20 protein-coding genes and 1 pseudogene are annotated in these 18,741 nt (G+C 74.1%); 8 read left to right on the forward strand and 13 right to left on the reverse strand.

What is annotated here, in order from left to right:
• Positions 1-28: 28 nt before the first annotated feature.
• Positions 29-1,474: a dihydrolipoyl dehydrogenase family protein gene (locus tag F1615_RS13030; RefSeq protein ID WP_149549107.1), complete on the reverse strand. Its 1,446-nt coding sequence runs from the start codon at positions 1,472-1,474 to the stop codon at positions 29-31.
• A gap of 119 nt (positions 1,475-1,593) precedes the next feature.
• Here F1615_RS13030 and trxA point away from each other — a divergent pair, with 119 nt between their 5' ends.
• Positions 1,594-1,989, forward strand: coding sequence for a thioredoxin (trxA, locus tag F1615_RS13035; protein WP_149549108.1), 396 nt, complete (start codon positions 1,594-1,596; stop codon positions 1,987-1,989).
• 349 nt (positions 1,990-2,338) lie between these two features.
• Here the strand turns inward: trxA and F1615_RS13040 are convergent, their stop codons facing one another.
• Positions 2,339-3,376, reverse strand: a complete 1,038-nt coding sequence (locus F1615_RS13040) for a LacI family DNA-binding transcriptional regulator (protein ID WP_149549109.1) — start codon at positions 3,374-3,376, stop codon at positions 2,339-2,341.
• A 61-nt stretch (positions 3,377-3,437) separates the two neighbouring features.
• Positions 3,438-4,100: a TetR/AcrR family transcriptional regulator gene (locus F1615_RS13045; protein ID WP_149549110.1), complete on the reverse strand. Its 663-nt coding sequence runs from the start codon at positions 4,098-4,100 to the stop codon at positions 3,438-3,440.
• Between the two features lie 120 nt (positions 4,101-4,220).
• Here F1615_RS13045 and F1615_RS13050 point away from each other — a divergent pair, with 120 nt between their 5' ends.
• Positions 4,221-4,784 carry an NAD(P)H-dependent oxidoreductase gene (locus tag F1615_RS13050; RefSeq protein ID WP_149549111.1) on the forward strand — a complete coding sequence of 188 codons (564 nt, stop codon included), beginning with the start codon at positions 4,221-4,223 and terminating at the stop codon, positions 4,782-4,784.
• A gap of 76 nt (positions 4,785-4,860) precedes the next feature.
• On the opposite strand, the gene F1615_RS13055 is transcribed toward F1615_RS13050, so the two are convergent.
• Genes F1615_RS13055 through F1615_RS13070 form a run of 4 tightly spaced genes read right to left on the reverse strand, consistent with a single transcriptional unit; the run spans position 4,861 to position 9,701 of the window.
• Entirely contained in the window at positions 4,861-6,033 is a 1,173-nt protein-coding gene (locus tag F1615_RS13055) for an XdhC family protein (RefSeq protein WP_149549112.1), read from the reverse strand.
• Positions 6,026-8,158, reverse strand: a complete 2,133-nt coding sequence (locus F1615_RS13060) for a xanthine dehydrogenase family protein molybdopterin-binding subunit (protein ID WP_149549113.1) — start codon at positions 8,156-8,158, stop codon at positions 6,026-6,028. Before F1615_RS13060 ends, F1615_RS13055 begins: the two co-directional genes overlap by 8 nt.
• Positions 8,155-9,147, reverse strand: a complete 993-nt coding sequence (locus F1615_RS13065; protein ID WP_149549114.1) for an FAD binding domain-containing protein — start codon at positions 9,145-9,147, stop codon at positions 8,155-8,157. The genes F1615_RS13060 and F1615_RS13065 overlap by 4 nt, the downstream gene beginning before the upstream one ends.
• Positions 9,144-9,701 (reverse strand): (2Fe-2S)-binding protein, encoded by a 558-nt coding sequence (locus F1615_RS13070; protein ID WP_149549115.1) that lies wholly within the window; start codon positions 9,699-9,701, stop codon positions 9,144-9,146. Before F1615_RS13070 ends, F1615_RS13065 begins: the two co-directional genes overlap by 4 nt.
• A 262-nt stretch (positions 9,702-9,963) precedes the next feature.
• Here F1615_RS13070 and F1615_RS13075 point away from each other — a divergent pair, with 262 nt between their 5' ends.
• On the forward strand, positions 9,964-10,542 hold the full coding sequence (locus tag F1615_RS13075; protein WP_149549116.1) for a TetR/AcrR family transcriptional regulator: 579 nt from the start codon (positions 9,964-9,966) through the stop codon (positions 10,540-10,542).
• Positions 10,543-10,793: 251 nt separating this feature from the next.
• Here F1615_RS13075 and F1615_RS13080 read toward each other — a convergent pair whose 3' ends face one another.
• Positions 10,794-11,699: a LysR family transcriptional regulator gene (locus F1615_RS13080; RefSeq protein ID WP_149549117.1), complete on the reverse strand. Its 906-nt coding sequence runs from the start codon at positions 11,697-11,699 to the stop codon at positions 10,794-10,796.
• Between the two features lie 124 nt (positions 11,700-11,823).
• Here F1615_RS13080 and F1615_RS13085 point away from each other — a divergent pair, with 124 nt between their 5' ends.
• Together F1615_RS13085 and F1615_RS13090 are read left to right on the forward strand one after the other, a co-directional pair.
• Positions 11,824-12,114, forward strand: a complete 291-nt coding sequence (locus tag F1615_RS13085) for a hypothetical protein (protein ID WP_244328709.1) — start codon at positions 11,824-11,826, stop codon at positions 12,112-12,114.
• Positions 12,115-12,147: 33 nt separating this feature from the next.
• On the forward strand, positions 12,148-13,338 hold the full coding sequence (locus tag F1615_RS13090) for a CaiB/BaiF CoA transferase family protein (protein WP_149549118.1): 1,191 nt from the start codon (positions 12,148-12,150) through the stop codon (positions 13,336-13,338).
• Positions 13,339-13,361: 23 nt separating this feature from the next.
• Here the strand turns inward: F1615_RS13090 and F1615_RS13095 are convergent, their stop codons facing one another.
• Complete coding sequence (locus F1615_RS13095; protein WP_149549119.1) at positions 13,362-14,009, reverse strand: phosphoribosyltransferase; 648 nt, start codon at positions 14,007-14,009, stop codon at positions 13,362-13,364.
• Between the two features lie 127 nt (positions 14,010-14,136).
• On the opposite strand from F1615_RS13095, the gene F1615_RS13100 reads away from it, so the two are divergent.
• Positions 14,137-14,592 (forward strand): archease, encoded by a 456-nt coding sequence (locus F1615_RS13100; protein WP_149549120.1) that lies wholly within the window; start codon positions 14,137-14,139, stop codon positions 14,590-14,592.
• Between the two features lie 62 nt (positions 14,593-14,654).
• On the forward strand, positions 14,655-15,107 hold the full coding sequence (locus F1615_RS13105) for a YbhB/YbcL family Raf kinase inhibitor-like protein (RefSeq protein ID WP_149549121.1): 453 nt from the start codon (positions 14,655-14,657) through the stop codon (positions 15,105-15,107).
• 11 nt (positions 15,108-15,118) lie between these two features.
• On the opposite strand, the gene F1615_RS13110 is transcribed toward F1615_RS13105, so the two are convergent.
• The 4 genes and pseudogenes from F1615_RS13110 to F1615_RS13125 all read right to left on the reverse strand — a co-directional run bounded on the left by F1615_RS13110 (position 15,119) and on the right by F1615_RS13125 (position 18,091).
• Positions 15,119-15,544, reverse strand: coding sequence for a CBS domain-containing protein (locus tag F1615_RS13110; protein WP_149549122.1), 426 nt, complete (start codon positions 15,542-15,544; stop codon positions 15,119-15,121).
• Between the two features lie 578 nt (positions 15,545-16,122).
• Positions 16,123-16,548, reverse strand: a pseudogene (locus tag F1615_RS13115) (VOC family protein); the annotation flags it as partial.
• Positions 16,549-16,717: 169 nt separating this feature from the next.
• Positions 16,718-17,518, reverse strand: coding sequence for an aminoglycoside adenylyltransferase domain-containing protein (locus tag F1615_RS13120; protein WP_149549123.1), 801 nt, complete (start codon positions 17,516-17,518; stop codon positions 16,718-16,720).
• A gap of 36 nt (positions 17,519-17,554) precedes the next feature.
• Positions 17,555-18,091, reverse strand: coding sequence for a cysteine hydrolase family protein (locus F1615_RS13125; protein ID WP_149549260.1), 537 nt, complete (start codon positions 18,089-18,091; stop codon positions 17,555-17,557).
• 166 nt (positions 18,092-18,257) lie between these two features.
• On the opposite strand from F1615_RS13125, the gene F1615_RS13130 reads away from it, so the two are divergent.
• Positions 18,258-18,725 (forward strand): discoidin domain-containing protein, encoded by a 468-nt coding sequence (locus F1615_RS13130; protein WP_149549124.1) that lies wholly within the window; start codon positions 18,258-18,260, stop codon positions 18,723-18,725.
• The last annotated feature ends 16 nt before the right edge of the window (positions 18,726-18,741 follow it).

An 18,741-nucleotide genomic window follows, 5' to 3' on the forward strand; every position in this document is an offset into this window, starting at 1 on the left:
CGGCGCGGTCGTCGTGGGGCCGGCCGGTTCACGCGTCCCGGTACGCCTCCAGCAGGCGCAGCCACACCTCGCTGATCGTCGGGTACGACGGGACCGCGTGCCACAGCCGGCCGACGGGGACCTGGGCGGTCACCGCGATGGTCGCCGAGTGGATGAGCTCGCCGACGCCGGGACCGACGAGGGTGAGGCCGCGCAGGATCTCGTCCTCGAGGTCGACGACCATGCGGGCGCGGCCCTTGTGGCCGTCGCCGTACAGGCCGGCGCCGGAGACCGAGGACAGGTCGACGTCGACGGCGCGGACGCGGTGGCCCGCCCGTTCCGCCTCGGCCAGCGAGAGGCCGACGGCGGCCGCCTCCGGGTCGGTGAAGACGACCTGGGGGACGGCTGCGTGGTCGGCGGTGGCGGCGTGCGCGCCCCAGTCCTCCGCGCGCACGGACTCGCCGGCGGCCCGGGTGACGATGGCGGCGCCCGCGATCCGGGCCTGGTACTTGCCCTGGTGGGTGAGGAGCGCCCGGTGGTTGACGTCACCGACGCCGTACAGCCAGTCGTGGCCCGTGACCCGGAGGGTGTCGTCCACGGAGAGCCACGAGCCGGGCTCCAGGCCGATCGTCTCCAGGCCGATGTCGTCGGTGCGCGGGGCGCGGCCGGTGGCGAAGAGGATCTCGTCGGCCTCGATCCGGTCACCTCTGTCGGTGACGACCTGCACGACGCCGTTCTCCCGGGTCACCGACTTCACCGAAGTGCCGGTGCGGAGGTCCGCGCCGGCCTCGGTGAGGGCCTCGGCGACCAGCTCACCGGCGAACGGCTCCATGCGGTTCAGCAGGCTCTCGCCGCGTACCAGGACGGTGACCCGCGAGCCGAGCGCCTGCCAGGCGCAGGCCATCTCGCTGGCGACGACGCCGCCGCCGACCACGACCAGCCGGCCGGGCACGGACTGCGCGCTGGTGGCCTCCCGGCTGGTCCACGGCCCGGCCTCGGCGAGTCCCGGCAGGTCGGGGAGCTGGGCGCGGCTGCCGGTGCAGACGGCGACGGCGTGCCGGGCGGTGAGGACACGCCGGCCGCCGTCGGCGCCGGTGACGGTGACGGTGCGCGGGCCGGTGATCCGTCCGTGCCCGCGGTACAGGTCGGCTCCGGTGCCCTCCAGCCACTGGACCTGGCCGTCGTCCTTCCAGTCGGAGGTGAACCGGTTCCGGCGGGCGAGCACGGCGCCGGCGTCCAGGGGCCCCTGGACCGCCCCGCTCAGTCCGGGCAGGCGGCGGGCGTCGGCCTGGGCGAGGACCGGACGCAGCAGGGCCTTGCTGGGCATGCACGCCCAGTAGGAGCACTCGCCGCCGACCAGCTCGCTCTCCACCACCGCGGTGGTGAGCCCGGCGGCGCGGGTGCGGTCGGCGACGTTCTCGCCCACGGGCCCGGCTCCGAGCACCACGACGTCGTAGGCGGTTGATTCCAGTTGCGTCGATTGCGTTTCCGTCATGGCGCCAGTCTGGTGGGTGGTGTGCCGGGTGGCCACATGGGTAGGGGCGCGGAATACGTGACCGGTGGGCCGTGTTGTGCGGACGGCTCGGCCCGACATCAGGAAGAGGGAATCACGCCATGAGCAGCACCGTGGAGCTCACCAAGGAGAACTTCGACCAGATGGTCACGGACAACGAGTTCGTGCTGATCGACTTCTGGGCGGCCTGGTGCGGCCCCTGCCGTCAGTTCGCACCGGTGTACGAGAAGGCGGCGGAGGAGAACCCGGACCTGGTGTTCGGCAAGGTGGACACCGAGGCACAGCCGGAGCTGGCCGCGGCCTTCGGTATCCAGTCGATCCCCACCCTGATGATCGTGCGCGACCAGGTCGCCGTGTTCGCCCAGCCGGGTGCGCTGCCCGAGGCCGCGCTGACGGACGTCATCGGACAGGCCCGCAAGCTGGACATGGACGACGTCCGCAAGCAGATCGCCGAGCAGCAGGCGCAGCAGGGCGGGACGCCGGACGCGGGCGAGTGACCGGGTAGCGGACGGCGTCCGCGCGGCTGGAGCGGTACCGGTCGACGTCTCCGCGCACCGCCGTCCACCGCAGGTCGGCGCCCCGCCGAAGCGGGAACCGTGCCGGACGCGGCGACCCCGCCGAGGGGGACGACCGCCTCGTGTTCACCGTCCGGTCGTTGATGTGGATGATGCCCCGTATGGGTGTGGTCCGCGAGGTCCGGACCGCGCGCCGGGGCCCCGGTGACGATGCCGAGGGCGAGCCCGCAGTACGACGAGCGCGGAGTTCCCGCCCCGGTTCCAGGTGCGCCCGCGCCAGGTGGCGCCCCGCGGTTTCCCCTACCGCGCGGCCGGCGCCGGTCCCGCGGTGTCAGCTGGACTCGCGTCGCACCACCGACGCCCCCAGCACCTTGTGGGCCTCGGGCGCGGCGGCCGGGTCGCGGACCGCGCGGTCCACCAGTCCGGCCAGTTCACGGCCGGAGGGCAGTTCGAGGTGGACGGTGCTCAGCCGGGGCCGCAGCAGGCGGCCCAGCATCAGGTTGTCCGCGCCGACGACGGCGACCTCCTCGGGGATGCGGACGCCCTCGTCCTTCAGCGCGCGCATCAGCAGCATCGCGTACTCGTCGTTGTACGTGAAGACGGCGTCGAGGCCGAGACCGCGCCAGCGGGCGGCGAGCCGGGCGGCGGCGCCCTCGTCGTGGGCGAGCGGCAGCTCGGTGACCGTGGCGTCGGTGCCGCGCAGGGCGGCGCGGACGCCGGCCAGGCGGGGCGCGGAGAACGCCTCCAGGCCGGGCTCCCGCGGGACGACCACACCGATCCTGCGGCGGCCGCGGTCGAAGAGGTGGGCACCGGCGCTGTGGCCGACGACGTCGTGGTCCATCAGCAGGGCGTGCGCGCCCTCGACGGACTCGGGGCCGAGGGTGACGACGGCCCGCGCCCCGGAGCGCTTGAGCACCTCGACACCGCGCGGGCCGAGTCCGGAGCCGGGGACCAGGACCGCCACGGGACGCAGTTCCGCCCAGGCGCGGGCGGCCTCGTCGTCGTGCAGGCCGACGGTGCCGTACTGCACGACCGTGTAGTCGAGCCGGCCGAGGGCGCCCTGGAGGTCGCTGATGAACTGGCTGTAGAGCGGGCCGACGGGGAAGGCGGGTGCGGGCATCAGGACCATGCGGCTGTGCCCGGCGCGCAGGCTGCGGGCGGCCGCGTGCGGCACGTAGCCGAGTTCCCTCGCGGCCTCATGGACCCGGCGCCGGGTGGGCTCGCTGATCCGGACGGCGCCGGCGTTGTTCAGGACGTAGGAGACGGTCGCGCGCGAGACGCCGGCCAGGCGGGCCACATCGGCGCTCGTGGGTACGGAGCGCGTCGGTGCGGGGGACGCGGGCGCGGACGGGTTGGGTATCTGCACCATGACGTACGGCATCCTTGCAGAAGCCGTAACGAGGCTGTCAGCCGGGTGAGTTGAGAGGCCGTCAGCAGGAGTTCGCGGAGCCCGTCACCCGGTCGACGAGGTCCACCCACGCGGCCTCCAGCCGCTCCGGGGGCATGCCGCACTGCCTGATCAGGTGGTGGATCAGAGCGGGATCCAGCTGGCCCATCAGCGTGTGGGCGAGGAGGTCGCAGTCCGCGTCGGGGACCGCCTCGCGCAGCAGCAGGGCGACGTGGTGACGCCGCACGCGGCGGGGAGCGTTGGTGAAGCGGCGCCCGGCGTCCGGCTCGGCGGCCAGCTGCAGCTCCAGTTCGTCGGCGGTCCGGCGGAGCGCGGCGACGCCGAAGGCCCGCAGCCGCTCGACGGGGGGCGCGCCCGGGCCGAGCGGTGGGGGTCCGGTGAGGAAGGCCGCCTGGAACTTCTTCTCGGAGTGGTCCAGGAGCGCCGTGAGCAGCCCCGTGCGGTCGCCGAAGCGGCGGAAGACCGTCCCCTTGCCCACGCGGGCCGCCGCCGCCACCTCCTCCATGGTGATGCCGTCGGCCCCGCGCTCGGCGACGAGCCGGGCGGCCGCCTCCAGCAGCCTGGCGCGGTTGCGGGCGGCGTCGGCGCGCAGGCAGGGCTCGTCGACGTCGGTGCCGAGCTGGAGCAGTTCCAGCGGCTCGACGGGCTCCTGTGGCATCGGGGCGGACGGCGGCGCGGCGGACATGAAGCCAGCCTAAAGCATGGGGAAGAAACTGGACCGCGGTCCGGTTGGGGTGCTACAACAGAGAAGCGGACCCCGGTCCGGATCGTTAAGGCCATGTTTCAGCCCCCTTGGAGTCTCCTCATGTCTGTTCGCATCCTCGCCCTCGTCGGCAGCCTCCGCGCCGGTTCGCACAACCGCCAGCTCGCCGAGGCCGCGGTCAAGCTCGCCCCCTCGGGCGCCGAGGTGGCGCTCCACGAAGGCCTCGCGGAGATCCCGTTCTACAACGAGGACATCGACGTCGAGGGTGATGTCCCGGCCGCCGCCGCCAGGCTGCGCGAGGCCGCCGCCGGCGCCGACGCGCTGCTGCTCTTCACCCCCGAGTACAACGGCACGATCCCGGCCGTCCTGAAGAACGCCATCGACTGGCTGTCGCGCCCGTACGGCGCCGGCGCGATCACCGGCAAGCCGGTCGCCGTCATCGGCACCGCCTTCGGCCAGTACGGCGGGGTCTGGGCGCAGGACGAGGCGCGCAAGGCCGTGGGCATCGCCGGCGGCAAGGTGCTCGAGGACATCAAGCTGTCCATCCCCGGCTCCGTGGTCCGCTTCGCCGAGACCCACCCGGCCGACGACAGCGAGGTCGTCGAGCAGCTGACCGAGGTCATCACCCGCCTCCACGGCCTCGCCGGGGAGCCGGCGGCCGCCTGATCCACCGCGAGGGGGCCGGAGCACCCGCTCCGGCCCCTTCACCGTGCACGGCCGCGCCCGGCCCGTGACGCCGCGCTCAGGCGGCCGCCGCGGAGTGGCCGTCGTGGTGGATCGGCGTCGCCGAACCCGTCAGCGGGACGCCCGTGCCGCCGCGCCGGGCGGCGACGATCTCCGCCGCGATGGACAGGGCCGTCTCCTCCGGGGTGCGGGCGCCGAGGTCGAGGCCGATCGGGGAGCGCAGGCGGGACAGCTCCCGCTCCCCCACCCCCGCCTCGCGCAGCCGGCGCTCGCGGTCGGTGTGGGTGCGGCGGGAACCCATCGCGCCGACGTACGCCACCGGCATGCCGAGGGCCGCCTGGAGCAGCGGGATGTCGAACTTCGCGTCGTGCGTGAGGACGCACAGCACCGTGCGCGCGTCGGTCCCGGTGCCGCGCAGATAGCGGTGCGGCCAGTCGACGACGACCTCGTCGGCGTCGGGGAACCGGGCCCGGGTGGCGAAGACCGGCCGGGCGTCGCAGACCGTGACGTGGTAGCCGAGGAACTTGCCCGCCCGCACCAGCGCCGCCGCGAAGTCGACCGCGCCGAAGACGATCATGCGGGGCGGCGGCACCGAGGACTCCACGAACAGGGCCGGACCACCGGGGCAGTGCGCACCTCCCCCCGGCTCCGGCCGCGGGGAGCTCCGTCCCGCTCCGCTCACCGCGACGCCCACCGTGCCGGTGCGGCCCGCGTCCAGCAGGACCCCGGCCTCGCCGGCCGCCGCCCGGTCCAGCTCCGCGGGCCCGCCGAGCCCGCCCTCGTACGATCCGTCCGGGCGGACGAGGAGAGCCCCGCCGAGCAGTTCCGCCGGGCCCTCGACGACGCGGACCAGGGCGCCCGGCTCACCCCGGACCACGGCCGACAGCGCAGCCCGCAGCACCCGCCGGGCGGGGGCCCGCGCAAGGACCGGGGTGACCATGACGTCGATGACCCCGCCGCAGGTCAGACCCACCGCGAAGGCGTCCTCGTCGCTGTAGCCGAACCGTTCGACACGGGTCCCGCCGTCCTCGATCGCCCGAGCGCACAGGTCGTAGACCGCGCCCTCCACACAACCGCCGGAGACCGAGCCGATCGCCGTGCCCCCGCTGTCGACGGCGAGGGCGGCGCCCGGCCCGCGCGGCGCGCTGCCGCTCACGGACACCACCGTCGCCACGGCGAACTCCCGGCCCTCGTCCAGCCAGCGGTGCAGCTCACCGGCGATGTCAAACACGCGGTTCTCCCGCCCGCAGCACCCGGTCCGGACGGATGGGCAGAGACCGGTGGCGTACGCCGGTCGCGTGCCACACCGCGTTGGCGACGGCAGCCGCCGCGCCCACGATGCCCACCTCGCCGATGCCCTTGATCCCGACCGGGTCGTCGGGATCCGGGTCGTCCACCCAGTCCGCCTCGATCGCCGGTACGTCGGCGTGGCTCGCCACGTGATAGCCGGCCAGGTCGCCGCCGTAGAGGCCGCCCGAGGCACCGTCGCGCACCGCCTCCTCGTGCAGGGCCATGGAGATGCCCCACGTCATGCCGCCGACGAGCTGACTGCGCGCGGTGAGCGGGTTGACGATCCGGCCCGCGGCGAAGATGCCCAGCATGCGGCGCACCCGCACCTCGCCGGTGGTGACGTCCACGGCGGCCTCGGCGAACTGTGCCCCGTAGGAGTGCCGTTCCCTCTGGGTGAGGGCGCCGAGGGCGGCGGTGGTGTCGGAGCGCACGGTGATGCCCTCCGGCGGCACGGTGCCGCCCGGAACGAGCCGCTCCCGCAGTTCCCCGGCGGCGGCCGTGACCGCCCAGGCCCAGGAGCGGGTGCCCATGGAGCCGCCCGCGATCCCGGCCGGGCCGAAGTCGCTGTCGCCGATGCGCACCCGGACCCGCTCGGTCGGCACCCTCAGCGCGTCGGCGGCGACCAGGGTGAGCGCCGTGCGGGCCCCGGTGCCGATGTCGGCCGCCGCGATCCGCACGGTGAAGGTGCCGTCCGGCTCCGCCGTCACCGCCGCCGTGGACGGCAGGGCGCCCGCGGGGAAGGAGGCCGCGGCCGTTCCCGTGCCGAGCAGCCACCGTCCCTCGCGGCGCACACCCGGGCGCGGGTCGCGGTCCGCCCAGCCGAAGCGGCGGGCGCCCTCGCGGAAGCAGGCGGCGAGGTTGCGGCCGGCGAACGGCAGCCCGGAGACCGGGCCCCGCTCCGGCTCGTTGCGCAGCCGCAGCTCGATCGGGTCGATCCCGCACTTCTCGGCCAGTTCGTCGAGCGCGGCCTCCACCGCGAACGACCCCGGCGCCTCGCCCGGCGCGCGCATCCAGGTCGGGGACGGGACGTCGAGCCGTACGACCCGGTTCTCCGTGCGGTGGGCGTCGGCGTCGTACATGATCCGCGCCACACCGGCGCCCGGCTCGACGAACTCCCAGACCGTCGACGTCTGGTTGAGCGAGCGGTGGTCCAGGGCGCGCAGCCGCCCGCCGGGGTCGGCGCCGAGCCTGATCCGCTGGGTGGTGGGGCTGCGGTAGCCGGTGAGCGAGAACATCTGACGGCGGGTCAGGACGACGCGCACCGGCCGCTGCAGGACGGTGGCGGCCATCACCGCGGACACCTGGTGGGCGCGCAGACCCTTGCTGCCGAAGCCGCCGCCGACGTGCTCGGAGCGCACCCGCACGGCGGACGCGTCCAGCGAGAACATCCGCACGATCTCGTCCGCGACCCAGGTGGTGCCCTGGTTGGAGTCGACGACCTCGAGCCGGCCGCCGTCCCACCGGGCGGACGCCGCGTGCGGCTCCATCATGCCGTGGTGCTCCTCGGGCGTGGTGTACTCCTCGTCCACCACGTGCGCGGAGGCGGCGAGTTCGGCCTCCACGTCGCCCTTCTCCGTCAGGGCCGGCATGTGTCCGTCCGCCGGGTAGGTGTCCGGGCGGGTGCCGGAGAAGGCGATGTCGTGCGGCTCCTGCTCGTAGGTGACGACGAGCGCCTCGGCGGCCTCCCGGGCCTGCTCGGGCGTCTCGGCGACGACGAGCGCGACGGGCCAGCCGGCGTGCGGGACACGGTCGTTCTGGAAGACCGCGGCCGTCGGGTCCGGTGGTACGCCCAGCATGCCGACGTAGTCGGTGGTGAGCCGCGGGGCGTTGCCGTGATGCAGGACGGTCAGCACGCCCGGCATGCCGAGGACGGGTCCGGTCCCGACGGAGAGGACGCGGCCACGGGCGACCGTGGACAGGACGAGCCAGCCGTGGGCGAGGCCGGCGAAGGGGATCTCGCCGGCGTAGCGGGCGGCGCCGGTGACCTTGTCACGGCCCTCGACGCGGGTGTGCGCGGTGCCGACGGCGCCCGTCGGCGTCGCGGCGCCGGTCGTGGCGGTGGTCATCGGGCGGCCTCCTCGGCGAGTTCGGACAGCACGGCCACCACGAGGTTGCGCATGAGTGTCACCTTGTATCCGTTGTCGGGCAGCGGCCTGGCGGCCGCGAGTTCGGCGTCGGCGGCCGCGGCGAAGTACTCCGCGGTGGCCGGGGCGCCGGTCAGGACGCGCTCGGCGATGCCGGCCCGCCAGGGGCGGGAGGCGACCGCACCGAAGGCGAGGCGCACGTCGCGTACGACCCCGCCCGAGACGTCGAGGGCGGCGGCCACCGACCCGATCGCGAAGGCGTACGAGGCCCGTTCGCGGACCTTGCGGTAGCGCGAGCGGGCGGCGACCGGCGCGGGCGGCAGGGTGACACCGGTGATGAGCGCGCCCGGTGGCAGGGCGGTCTCCCGGTGCGGGGTGTCCCCGACGGGCAGGTAGAAGTCGGCCAGCGGCAACTCCCCCGGCCCGTCGGCGCTTTCGTAGGAGACCACCGCGTCGAAGGCGGTGAGCGCCACGCCCATGTCGGAGGGGTGGACGGCCACGCAGTGCTCCGAGGCGCCGAGGACCGCGTGGTTGTGGTGCTCGCCCTGGACGGCGGGACAACCGCTGCCCGGCGCGCGCTTGTTGCAGGGCTTGGTCACGTCGGTGAAGTAGCCGCAGCGGGTGCGCTGGAGCAGGTTGCCGCCGACGGTGGCCATGTTGCGCAGCTGCCCGGAGGCGCCGGCGAGCACGGCCTGGGTGAGGGCCGGGTAGCGGTGGCGGATCCCGGGGTGTGCGGCGAGGTCGCTGTTGGTGACGGTGGCGCCGACGCGCAGTCCGCCGTCGCCGGCCGGCTCGATCCGGTCCAGCGGGAGGGTACGGACGTCGACGAGCCGGGCGGGACGCTCCACGCCGGTCTTCATCAGGTCGACGAGGTTGGTGCCGCCGCCCAGGTAGCGGGCGTCGGGGTCGGCGCCGAGCAGCGCCACCGCGCCGGAGACGTCGTCGGCGCGCCGGTAGTCGAACTCCCTCATGCGGCGGCCCCCTCGGTCCCGGTCCGGGTCTCGGCGGCGGCGCGGGCGACGGCCTGGACGATCTGTACGTAGGCACCGCACCGGCACAGGTTGCCGCTCATGCGTTCCCTGATCTCCTCGGGGGTCAGGGGTGGCGGTCCCGCTTCCGGCCGTACGTCCTCGGTGACGGCGCTGGGCCAGCCCGCGGCGTGCTCCTCGATGACGGCGATGGCGGAACAGATCTGGCCGGGGGTGCAGTAGCCGCACTGGAAGCCGTCCAGGTCGAGGAAGGCCTGCTGCACCGGGTGCAGCCTCTCCCCCTCGGCGACGCCCTCCACGGTGGTGATCTCGCGTTCTTGGGACGCGACGGCCAGTTGCAGGCAGGACACGGTGCGGCGGCCGTCGACCAGGACGGTGCAGGCACCGCACTGTCCCTGGTCGCAGCCCTTCTTGGTGCCGGTCAGGTCGAGCCGTTCGCGCAGCGCGTCGAGCAGGGTGGTGCGGTGGTCGACGGACAGCGTGTGCTTCTCGCCGTTGATGTCCAGGGTGACGGTGCTGGACGTCGAGGGGGCCATGAGCAGGCCTTCTTTCAGGCATCTGGAAGGCGGACGAGTCGATGCAACGGGAATGCGTGCTGTACGGGACGAGGGGGGTCCGGGACCATGCGGGAGGGCGGAAGGGCCGGGAACGCCGGTCGTTCGGGGGCATGCCACGGCCGTCCGTGTCCGCCGATACGATGGACCCGAAGCGGACAGCTGTCCGTTACCCCGGAAAACGTAGTGGACAGCTGTCCGGTTAACAAGGACGGGTTTCGGCCACGACCCGTGAGGAGAACGGATGGGGCACGACAAGGACGCACCTCTGCGCGCGGACGCCCAGCGCAATCGCGAGCGGATCCTGCGAGTGGCCCTGGCCGAGCTCACGCGCTCGGCGGACACCCCGCTGAGCGTGATCGCCAAGAAGGCGTGCGTCGGACAGGGCACGTTCTACCGGAACTTCCCCAGCCGTGAGGCGCTCGTCCTGGAGATCTACCGGTACGAGATGCGGCAGGTCGCCGACAGCGCGGCGCAGTTGCTGCAGTGCCGGGAGCCGGACCGCGCGCTGCGCGAGTGGATGGACCGGCTGGCCCGGTTCGCCATGGCCAAGGCCGGACTGGCCGACGCCATCCGGCAGGCGACCAGCGGGCCGGGGAGCCCGGAGAAGCCCGCCCACAGCCCGGTGACCGAGGCGGCCGAACTCCTGCTGCGCCGCTGCGAGGAGGCCGGGGTCATCCGCCCGGGGGTGACCGCGGACGACCTCATGCTCGCCATGGGCGGTCTCTGGCAGCTCGACCCGGCCGGCGCGTGGCAGCCGCGCGCCGCCCGGCTCCTGGACCTCATCATGGACGGCCTGCGCATGGGTGCACCCTCCCGGTAGCACCGCGCACCCGGCCCCGCCCGGGACCCCCGTGACTGCCCCCGCGCCAGGACCACACCCGCACTCCCGGACGACGGCGCACCCCGCGCGACCGCGCGGCACAGCGATGCCGCGCCACCCGGACACGCCGACCGGCAACGACCACGAAACCCGCGGGCGGGCCCGCTCGCGCGGACGCCGGTGACAGCGACCGCCCGGGCGGACGGCGGACGCGTCCCGCGTGGACGTCGGCGGCGGACCCGTGCCGGCCGTCAGGCGACCGCCGTCGGTGCCAGTTCCCGTAGTTCGCGCAGTGCCGCCTCCACCGCGGGGCGGGCGTGGCCGCCGCCGCGGGTGCAGGTCAGCAGCTTGCGGTGCGGGTCGCCCGCGCAGCGCACCCGGGCGATCGGCAGGTCCGGCGCCAGACGGGCCAGGCGCGGGATCAGGGCGACGCCGAGACCGTGGGCGACGAGATGCGCGGTGACATTCCAGTCGTGGGCGTGGTGGACGACGTCCGGGGAGAAACCGGCCGCACCGCACGCGGCCATCACCTGCAGCCGGCAGGGACTCTCCGGCACCGGCGCGATCCACGGCTCGCGCGCCGCCTCGGCGAGGCCGATCCGCTCCCTCCCGGCCAGCGGGTTCCCGGCCGGGACCACCAGGTCGAACGGATCGTCCAGCAACGGTTGCTGGTCGAACCGCGTGTCGCTCAGCGGCGGGTTGAGCGGGGTGGACTCCACCACGGCCAGATCGGCGGCCCCTTCGAAGAGCAGGTCGAAGCTCTGGGGCACCACCGCCTCCACGATCCGCACCGACAGCCGGGGATGGCGCTCGCCCAGCCGCGCGGCCATCGGCGCCAGCAGCACCGAGACCGCCACCGGGAACCCGGTCACGCGCAGCGGCCCGGCCGGGGCGTCGCGGTCGGCCCGCAGATCCAGTTCCGCCTGGTCCCAGCGCGCCTGGATGGCGTCGGCGTGCGCCAGCAGGCTCTCGGCGGCCGGGGTGAGCCGTACCCCGCGCCCCTGCGGCTCCAGCAGGACGACGTCCAGGTCGCGGGCGAGCTGGCGGATCTGCTGGGAGGCGGCGGACGGGGTGAAGTGCAGGGCGCGGGCGGCCGCGGTGACCGTGCCGTAGTGGGCGACCGCCCTGAGGACGTGCAGCCTGCGCAGATCGATCATGAAGACCAAACTTAACGGTCGAGTCCACAAAGTCAACCTGGACGTGTACGGATGTCACGACGCACCCTTGCTGTGTCGCGACCACCGACATGCACCGAGGCCGTTGAGGAATCAGGGAGTCACCATGTCCAGCACGACCGGCGCCACGGGTACGACCGGCACGAACTGCCCGTACTGCGGGTGGCCGGACGACGCCGAGCCGTTCCGGGTGGTCTCCCGGCACGCCACCGCGACGGGCAGCACCGTGTGGACCCGCTGCGGCTGCGGCTCGCTGCAGGTCCGGGCCGTCGACGAGCACGGGGTCCGCATGATGTCCCGCAGCCGCCCCGCCGCCCCGCCGACGCGCCGGGGAGCCGGACCGGCCGGTGAACGGACGGGGCGGCCGTTGACAGACCCTCCGCCCCGGCTGTACTGATCGAGACCGGTGCTCCGGGAGCAGGCAGGAGGCGTGGACGTGCGGAAACTCCCCTTGTCCGGGGTGACGGTGGTCAGCGTGGAGCAGGCGGTGGCCGCCCCCTACGCCACCCGGCAGCTGGCCGATCTCGGCGCACGCGTGATCAAGGTCGAACGGCCCGGCGAGGGCGACTTCGCCCGGCGCTACGACACGACCGTGCACGGCCACTCCAGCTACTTCGTGTGGATCAACCGCTCCAAGGAGTCCCTCACCCTGGACCTGAAGGACCCGCGCGGCCGGGACATCCTCCACCAGCTCCTCCGGGACGCGGACGTGTTCGTCCAGAACCTCGCCCCGGGCGCCGCCGACCGGCTCGGCCTCGGGACCGCGGAACTCACCCGCCGCTACCCGCGGCTGATCCCCTGCACGATCTCCGGCTACGGCACGAGCGGCCCGTGGGCGGACCGCAAGGCGTACGACCTGCTGATGCAGTGCCAGACGGGACTGGTGTCACTGACCGGGACGGCGGAGGAGAGCGCCCGCACCGGAATCTCCGTCGCCGACATCGCCGCCGGGATGTACGCGTACAGCGGCGTGCTCACCGCCCTGTACACCCGGGCGACCACCGGCACGGCCCACCCGGTGGAGGTCTCCCTGTTCGAGGCGCTGGCCGAGTGGATGGGCCAGCCCGCCTACTACACCCGCTACGGCGGCAGCCAGCCGCCGCGCCTGGGCACCCAGCACGCCACCATCGCCCCGTACGGGACCTACCGGGCCGCCGACGGCCGCGAGGTGCTGTTCTCGATCCAGAACGAGCGCGAGTGGGCGGTCCTGTGCGCGGAGTTCCTCGGCCGGCCGGAGCTGACCGACGATCCACGGTTCGCGACCGGCTCCGACCGCGTGACGCACCGGGAGGAACTGAACGCGATCATCGCGGAGCGTTTCGCCCGCGACGGCGCCGAGGAGCTGCTGAAGGACCTGGAGGCGATGGGCATCGCCTGCGCCGGCGTCAACGACGTCGCCGGCTTCCTCGGCCATCCGGTGCTCGCCGCGCGCGACCGGTGGCGCGAGGTGGCCGTGCCGGGTGCGACGGTGTCGGCGCTGCTCCCGCCCGCCGACCTCGCGGGGCTGTCCGCTCGCATGGACCCGGTGCCGGCCGTGGGTGAGCACACCGAGGCGATCCTGACGGAACTGGGTCGCGGCCCCGAGGAGATCGAGGCCCTGCGCGCGGACTCCGTCGTCTGAACGGCGGCCGCGACCGCCGCCGTCTACGCCTGCCGCTGGTGCAGTGCGCCCAGCACGTCCTCGTCGGTCAGCTGGTCGAACTCCTCGTACCACTGGCCGACGGCCATGAACGCCGCCGGCTCGCGCAGACACACCACCTCGTCGGCCTCCGCACGCATCAGCGCCACTGCCTCGGGCGAGCCGACCGGTACGGCGAGCACGAGACGGCCGGGACCCCGCGGGCGCAGCGCCCGCAGTGCGGCGCGGGCGGTGGAGCCGGTCGCCAGTCCGTCGTCGACGACGATCACGGTGCGTCCGCGCAGCTCGGGAGCGGGCCGGCCCTGGCGGTAGAGCTGTTCGCGGCGGCGCAGCTCGGTGCGCTCACGCTCGACGACGGGCGCGAGGTCCGACTCGCTCAGGCCCAGCCGTCGCAGGGAGTGCTCGTCGAACACCGGCACCCCGTCACCGGCCATCGCCCCGACGCCGAACTCCTCGTGGAAGGGCGCGCCGACCTTCCGTACGACGAGGACGTCCAGCGGCGCGTCCAGTGCGCGCGCCACCTCGGCGGCCACGGTGACCCCGCCGCGGGGCAGGGCCAGCACGACCGGGTCGGGCAGGGCTCCCTCGTCCTGCCTCTGCCGCAGTCGTGCGGCCAGTGCGCGGCCGGCCTCCCGGCGATCACGGAACCGCATGGCGGATGCCTCCCTCCCGCACGGAGACGGCACCTGAGGCACCTGGTCCGCACCCGCGTACCCGCTCCGCGGCGCCCGAAGCACCGCCGCCCGGCATGGGTGGGCGAGCCTCGGGCAGTCGAGGGTCATGGTCGGTGACACGGGCGACTACGGGCAGACACGGCGGCCGGACGAGAGCGGGCACCGGGCGGTGGCCCAGGAGGACGAGGTCCACATCGAGGCGTGGGCGGCGAGCCGGGAGCACTGTCTCGCGGAGGCGGTGGCGGCGATGGTGGAGTGCTTCGCCGACGTCTCCGGGGTGCGGCCGACCGGTGTGGGCCGCATCCGCCTCGACGAGGCCAGTGACGACGACCTGCTGGCGGCGCTGCTGGACGAGGTCCTCTACCGGCTGGAGGAGTACGGGCAGGTGCCGGTCGATGTGGAGGCGGACGAGGCCGAGGGCGGTCTGGACGTGCGCCTGGCGGTCGCCGGTCTGTCGGACGTACGCCTCACCGGAGCGGCACCGACCTCCGTGACCTGGGAGGACCTGCGCATCGGCCCGGGCCCGCGCGGCTGGTCGTGCGCGGTCACGGTGGACGGCTGACCTCCTCCACCCTCGCACGAAGAGAGCCGCATGTCCGAAATGCGTCGGGGTACACCGGTCCCATGACCGGCATCGACATCGGCAGTGACGCTTTCGACGACCACACGTTCATCGCCCGCCGGCACGCGTACGAGGGCCCCAACGTGTCCCCTCCGCTCGCCTGGAGCGGCGTACCGGACGACGCGGCGGAACTCGTCCTCCTCTGCGAGGACCCCGACGCCCCCTCGGGCACCTTCGTGCACTGGATCGTGGTCGGCATCGACCCCCACAGCGGCGGAGTCGGCGCGGGCCAGAGCCCGCCCCGGGGCACCGAACTCGTCAACGGTTACGGCGACCGCGGCTGGGGCGGCCCGCACCCGCCCCCGGGCGACGACGCGCACCACTACCTCTTCCGGCTCTACGCCCTCGCCGAACCCTGCGTGCTCCCCGACGCGCCCCGTGCGGAGCAGGTGCACGAGGCGGTCGAGGAGGGGCAGCTCGCCAGCGGCACGCTGGTGGGGCTCTACCGGCGCTGACCGGCTCGCGCTCAGTGCGTGGGGGCCGCCCCGCTGATGTCCGCGAGCGCGGAGTGCGGGTCCTCCGTGGCGGCGAGGTCGCCGAGGCTGACCATGCCCACCGGACAGCCGCCGTGCTCGACCACCGGGAGCCGGCGGACGGCGTACCGCCGCATCAGCTCGACGGCGTGGTCGGTGGTGTCCTCGGGGTCGAGGGTCACCAGAGGCGGGCGCGTGCACAGCGCGCCGACCGGCGTGGCCTCGGGGTCGCGGGCCTCGGCGACGCCCCTGAGCACGATGTCGCGGTCGGTGAGCACGCCGAACAGATCGCAGTCGTACGCGACCAGGACGTCGCCGATGTCCCGCTCGCGCATCATGCGCGCCGCGTGCGCCACCGTGGTCATGGGCTCGACGGACGCGGTGTCCGCGGACATCACGTCCCGTATTCGCGTGGTCATGGGCGCCTCCCTGGTGAGTGACCGGCCTGGACCGTGGTGTGCGCCGCGTAGCCCGCCGAGCGGGTCGTAAACGGCGTTTGCCCGGGCGGCCTCCGGCTCGCCGTGATGTGCCGGCCGCCGGCGGCCGCGCGGCGGGTGCCGCGCGTCGCGGGAACGCCGCGGGCGTGCCGGCCGCTCGGGCTTGCGTTCGTCGGACCGGGCACGCCGGGTCCGGTGCTGGTGACGGTGGTCGAGTTCGTGCTGATCACGTGCGGGGGTGTGTTCAACCCGGTGCTCGCCACCCGCGGGCTGGAGCGGACCCCGGCGGACCGTGTCGTGCGGACGCTGTCCGCGTGGTCGGTGACGGGCAAGGCCGCCGTCGCCGCGCCGACCGCCGTGTGGGGACCGCCGGCGGCGTTCGCCGTACCGCGGGCCGCTGTCGGTCCCGCCGGCCTCCCGCTCCTGGCCCCCCTGCTGCTGCCCCGCCACGACCACGACGCCCGGCACCGGGACGAGCCGGCGCCGTCACCGCTGCCCGCGGACGGAGCCTGACCGGCCGGGGCGGGCGAGGTGATCCCCCGCCCCGGCCGCCGGGGCTGGACGGCCCCGGGGATCTCCTCGGTGACGCCGTTCAGCGGTGAGTCCGGGTCGGTGCCGTAGGGGCGGGTGATGGCCTCGAGGCCGTGACCGGCCGGGTCGAGGAAGTACACGCCGCGTCCGCCGTCGTTGCGGTTGATGCGGCGCGGGTGCCTGCCCTGCGGGTCGGCCTGGATGGGAACCCCGGCGTCCACGAGCCGGGTGAGAATCGCGTCGAAGTCGTCCTCGGAGACGAGGAACGCGTAGTGCTGCGCCGGGATGTCGATGTCGACGGTCGCGAAGTCCAGGGTGACGCCGTTGGCGGTCGTCACGGGCAGGAACATTCCGTCCGGTGCCCCGACCTCGAGTCCCAGGACCTCGGCGAGGAAATGGGCGGACTTCTCCCGGTCACGGGTGAGAACGATGGTGTGGTTGAACTCGACTGACACGGTGGCAATGCCTCCAGGGGCATCCGCGGCGCCTCCATGCCTCACCCAGCCGGTGACCGGCACGCGATGCCGCGCGGAAGAGGGTAGACAGCGGGACGGACGGCTGTCGAGCGGATAACCGGCGACGGGCCCCCGGGGCCGCCTCGAGGCCGAACACGGCTCGCGCCTGTCACCGGGGGGCGCCGTGGCCGCCCTCGGCCTCGACGGCCTCGTCCACGCGGCCGGCCACCCAGGCCAGGAACTCCCCCACCGCCCCCGCGGGCAGCGGAAGCGCGTGCTGCCGGGGGCGCTCGAAGCTGCGCAGCGCGTCCGTGAGCAGCGGCCGGAAGCCGGCCTCGGAGGCGGCGACGATCTCGGCCGCCCTGCGCTTGGCGAACCAGTGACCGGTACGGCAGTACACGACGGAGCGGCAGCCGTTGAGGACCCGGTTGTCGGCCACGTGCCCCTCGCCCTCGGTGTGTTCCCGTACCGAGGCGCGGAGCGCGGTGAGCACATCGGCGCGCGGCGGTGCGGCGATCACGTCGCGTACCGGCCTGCCGAACAGCGCCAGTCCGGCCTGGTGGGCGACGGAGCGGTCGAGGACGTACCAGAACGCGGGCGTCTCCCCGGCGTCGTGACTGACCCGCTCGGGCAGGAACGGGCCGGTGTTGAGGTCCATGAGGTATCCGGCCCCACCGGACGGGCGGGCGGCGAAACCGGCCGGGTACACCACCAGTTCCAGGCCGGCGGCGGGACAGTCGAGGGCGGGGTGGGCCAGGGTCCGGGCCAGTCCGGGCAGTGCCTCCCGCGGGAGCGTGCCGTCCACCACGACCGTCACGTCGACGTCGCTGCGTCCGTGGCGGTAGTCGCCGAGGGCCAGGGATCCGACGGCCAGGACGCTCACCAGGTGGCGGCCGCAGACGGCGCGGGTGCGGTGGACCAGCTCGTCCAGGTAGGGACGGAGCACGGGCGGTACGGGCGTACGGCTCATGGGGCCAGTGTCGGGCCTCGTCACGCGCCGCGGGCCTCAGTCCCACAGTTCGTCGCTGTCGCACACCCGCGCCCCCATGTTGCGCTCCATCATCCGCAGGGCGGCGTCCGCCAGATCCGCGTGGATGTGGGCGACGGCGTCCCGTGGGACGGTCACGCGGAGGTGCCGGATGTGCGCGTCGAGCGAGGAGTACAGGACGCACTGCTCCGTCACCTGGCCGCACAGCACGAGCCGGTCGACGCCCTGCTGGCTGAGCAGATACCCCAGCGGGGTCTCGAAGAAGATCGAGTGCCGGGCCTTGACGACGAACAGGGAGGAGCCGTCCGGCCGCAGTGGTTCCACCAGGTGCGCGTGCGGTCCCGACAGGGCCTTGTCGAGCAGTTCGCCGTGGTGGGAGCGCCACTCCCCGAAGTTGTCGTTGACGTAGATCACCGGTACGTCCCGCTGCCGTGCCCGTTTCAGCAGGGTGGCGACGACGGGTACGACCGACTCGGCGGACGGGAGCAGGAGCTCGGCGTCCGGATGGTCGTAGGTGTTGATCATGTCGATGACGATCAGCGCGGTCTTGCCCATGCGGGCCGGGTTCCACCCGCAAAGGCGGTCAGACATGCCTGCCCGGTACTTGACAGAAGACATCTCACGTCACAGCCTTTGGCAACGTTGTCATACTGTTCGGCGCCAAGGGCGGGTGAAGCCGGTCACGGCCCGCGCCGCTGCTTTCTGATGGGACATCACGCTCATGAGAGACCAAGGGACGGGCCGCCCGCAGTGGATCTCGGTCGACCTGCACGCCGTCTGCCGGATCGGCTGGATCCGGCTCACCTTCGAGGGCGACGCGAGCGAACCGCTGTTCGCACCGCACGCCACAGGTCACCCGCGCTGCGGCACGACCGCCAGGGAGATCCGGTCGAGCTACCCGCTCGAGTTCGTCGTCGAGGCCAGCACCGACCACTGCTCCTGGACGAGCGTCTACCGCACCGCCGCCGGAACCGGAGGGGTGGTGAACATCCAGCTTGTCCGCCCGGTCGAGGGACGCTGGGTGCGGATGACGTCCCTCCGCCGCTCGAGCTCCCACCCTCTCGGGCTCAGCGGTTTCGAGGTGTACCGGACCGCCGGCGAGCGCCGCCCGGCCGGTGCGGTCCTCGGGGCGCTCCCCGACCGGGGCGGGCCGCGAAACCCGGCGGCCATAAGGGCCGTCCGGCCCTAGTCGCGGCGGATGGCGT

Origin of the sequence: Streptomyces marokkonensis (genome assembly GCF_008312835.1) — a bacterium.
GTDB classification, from domain to species: domain Bacteria; phylum Actinomycetota; class Actinomycetes; order Streptomycetales; family Streptomycetaceae; genus Streptomyces; species Streptomyces marokkonensis_A.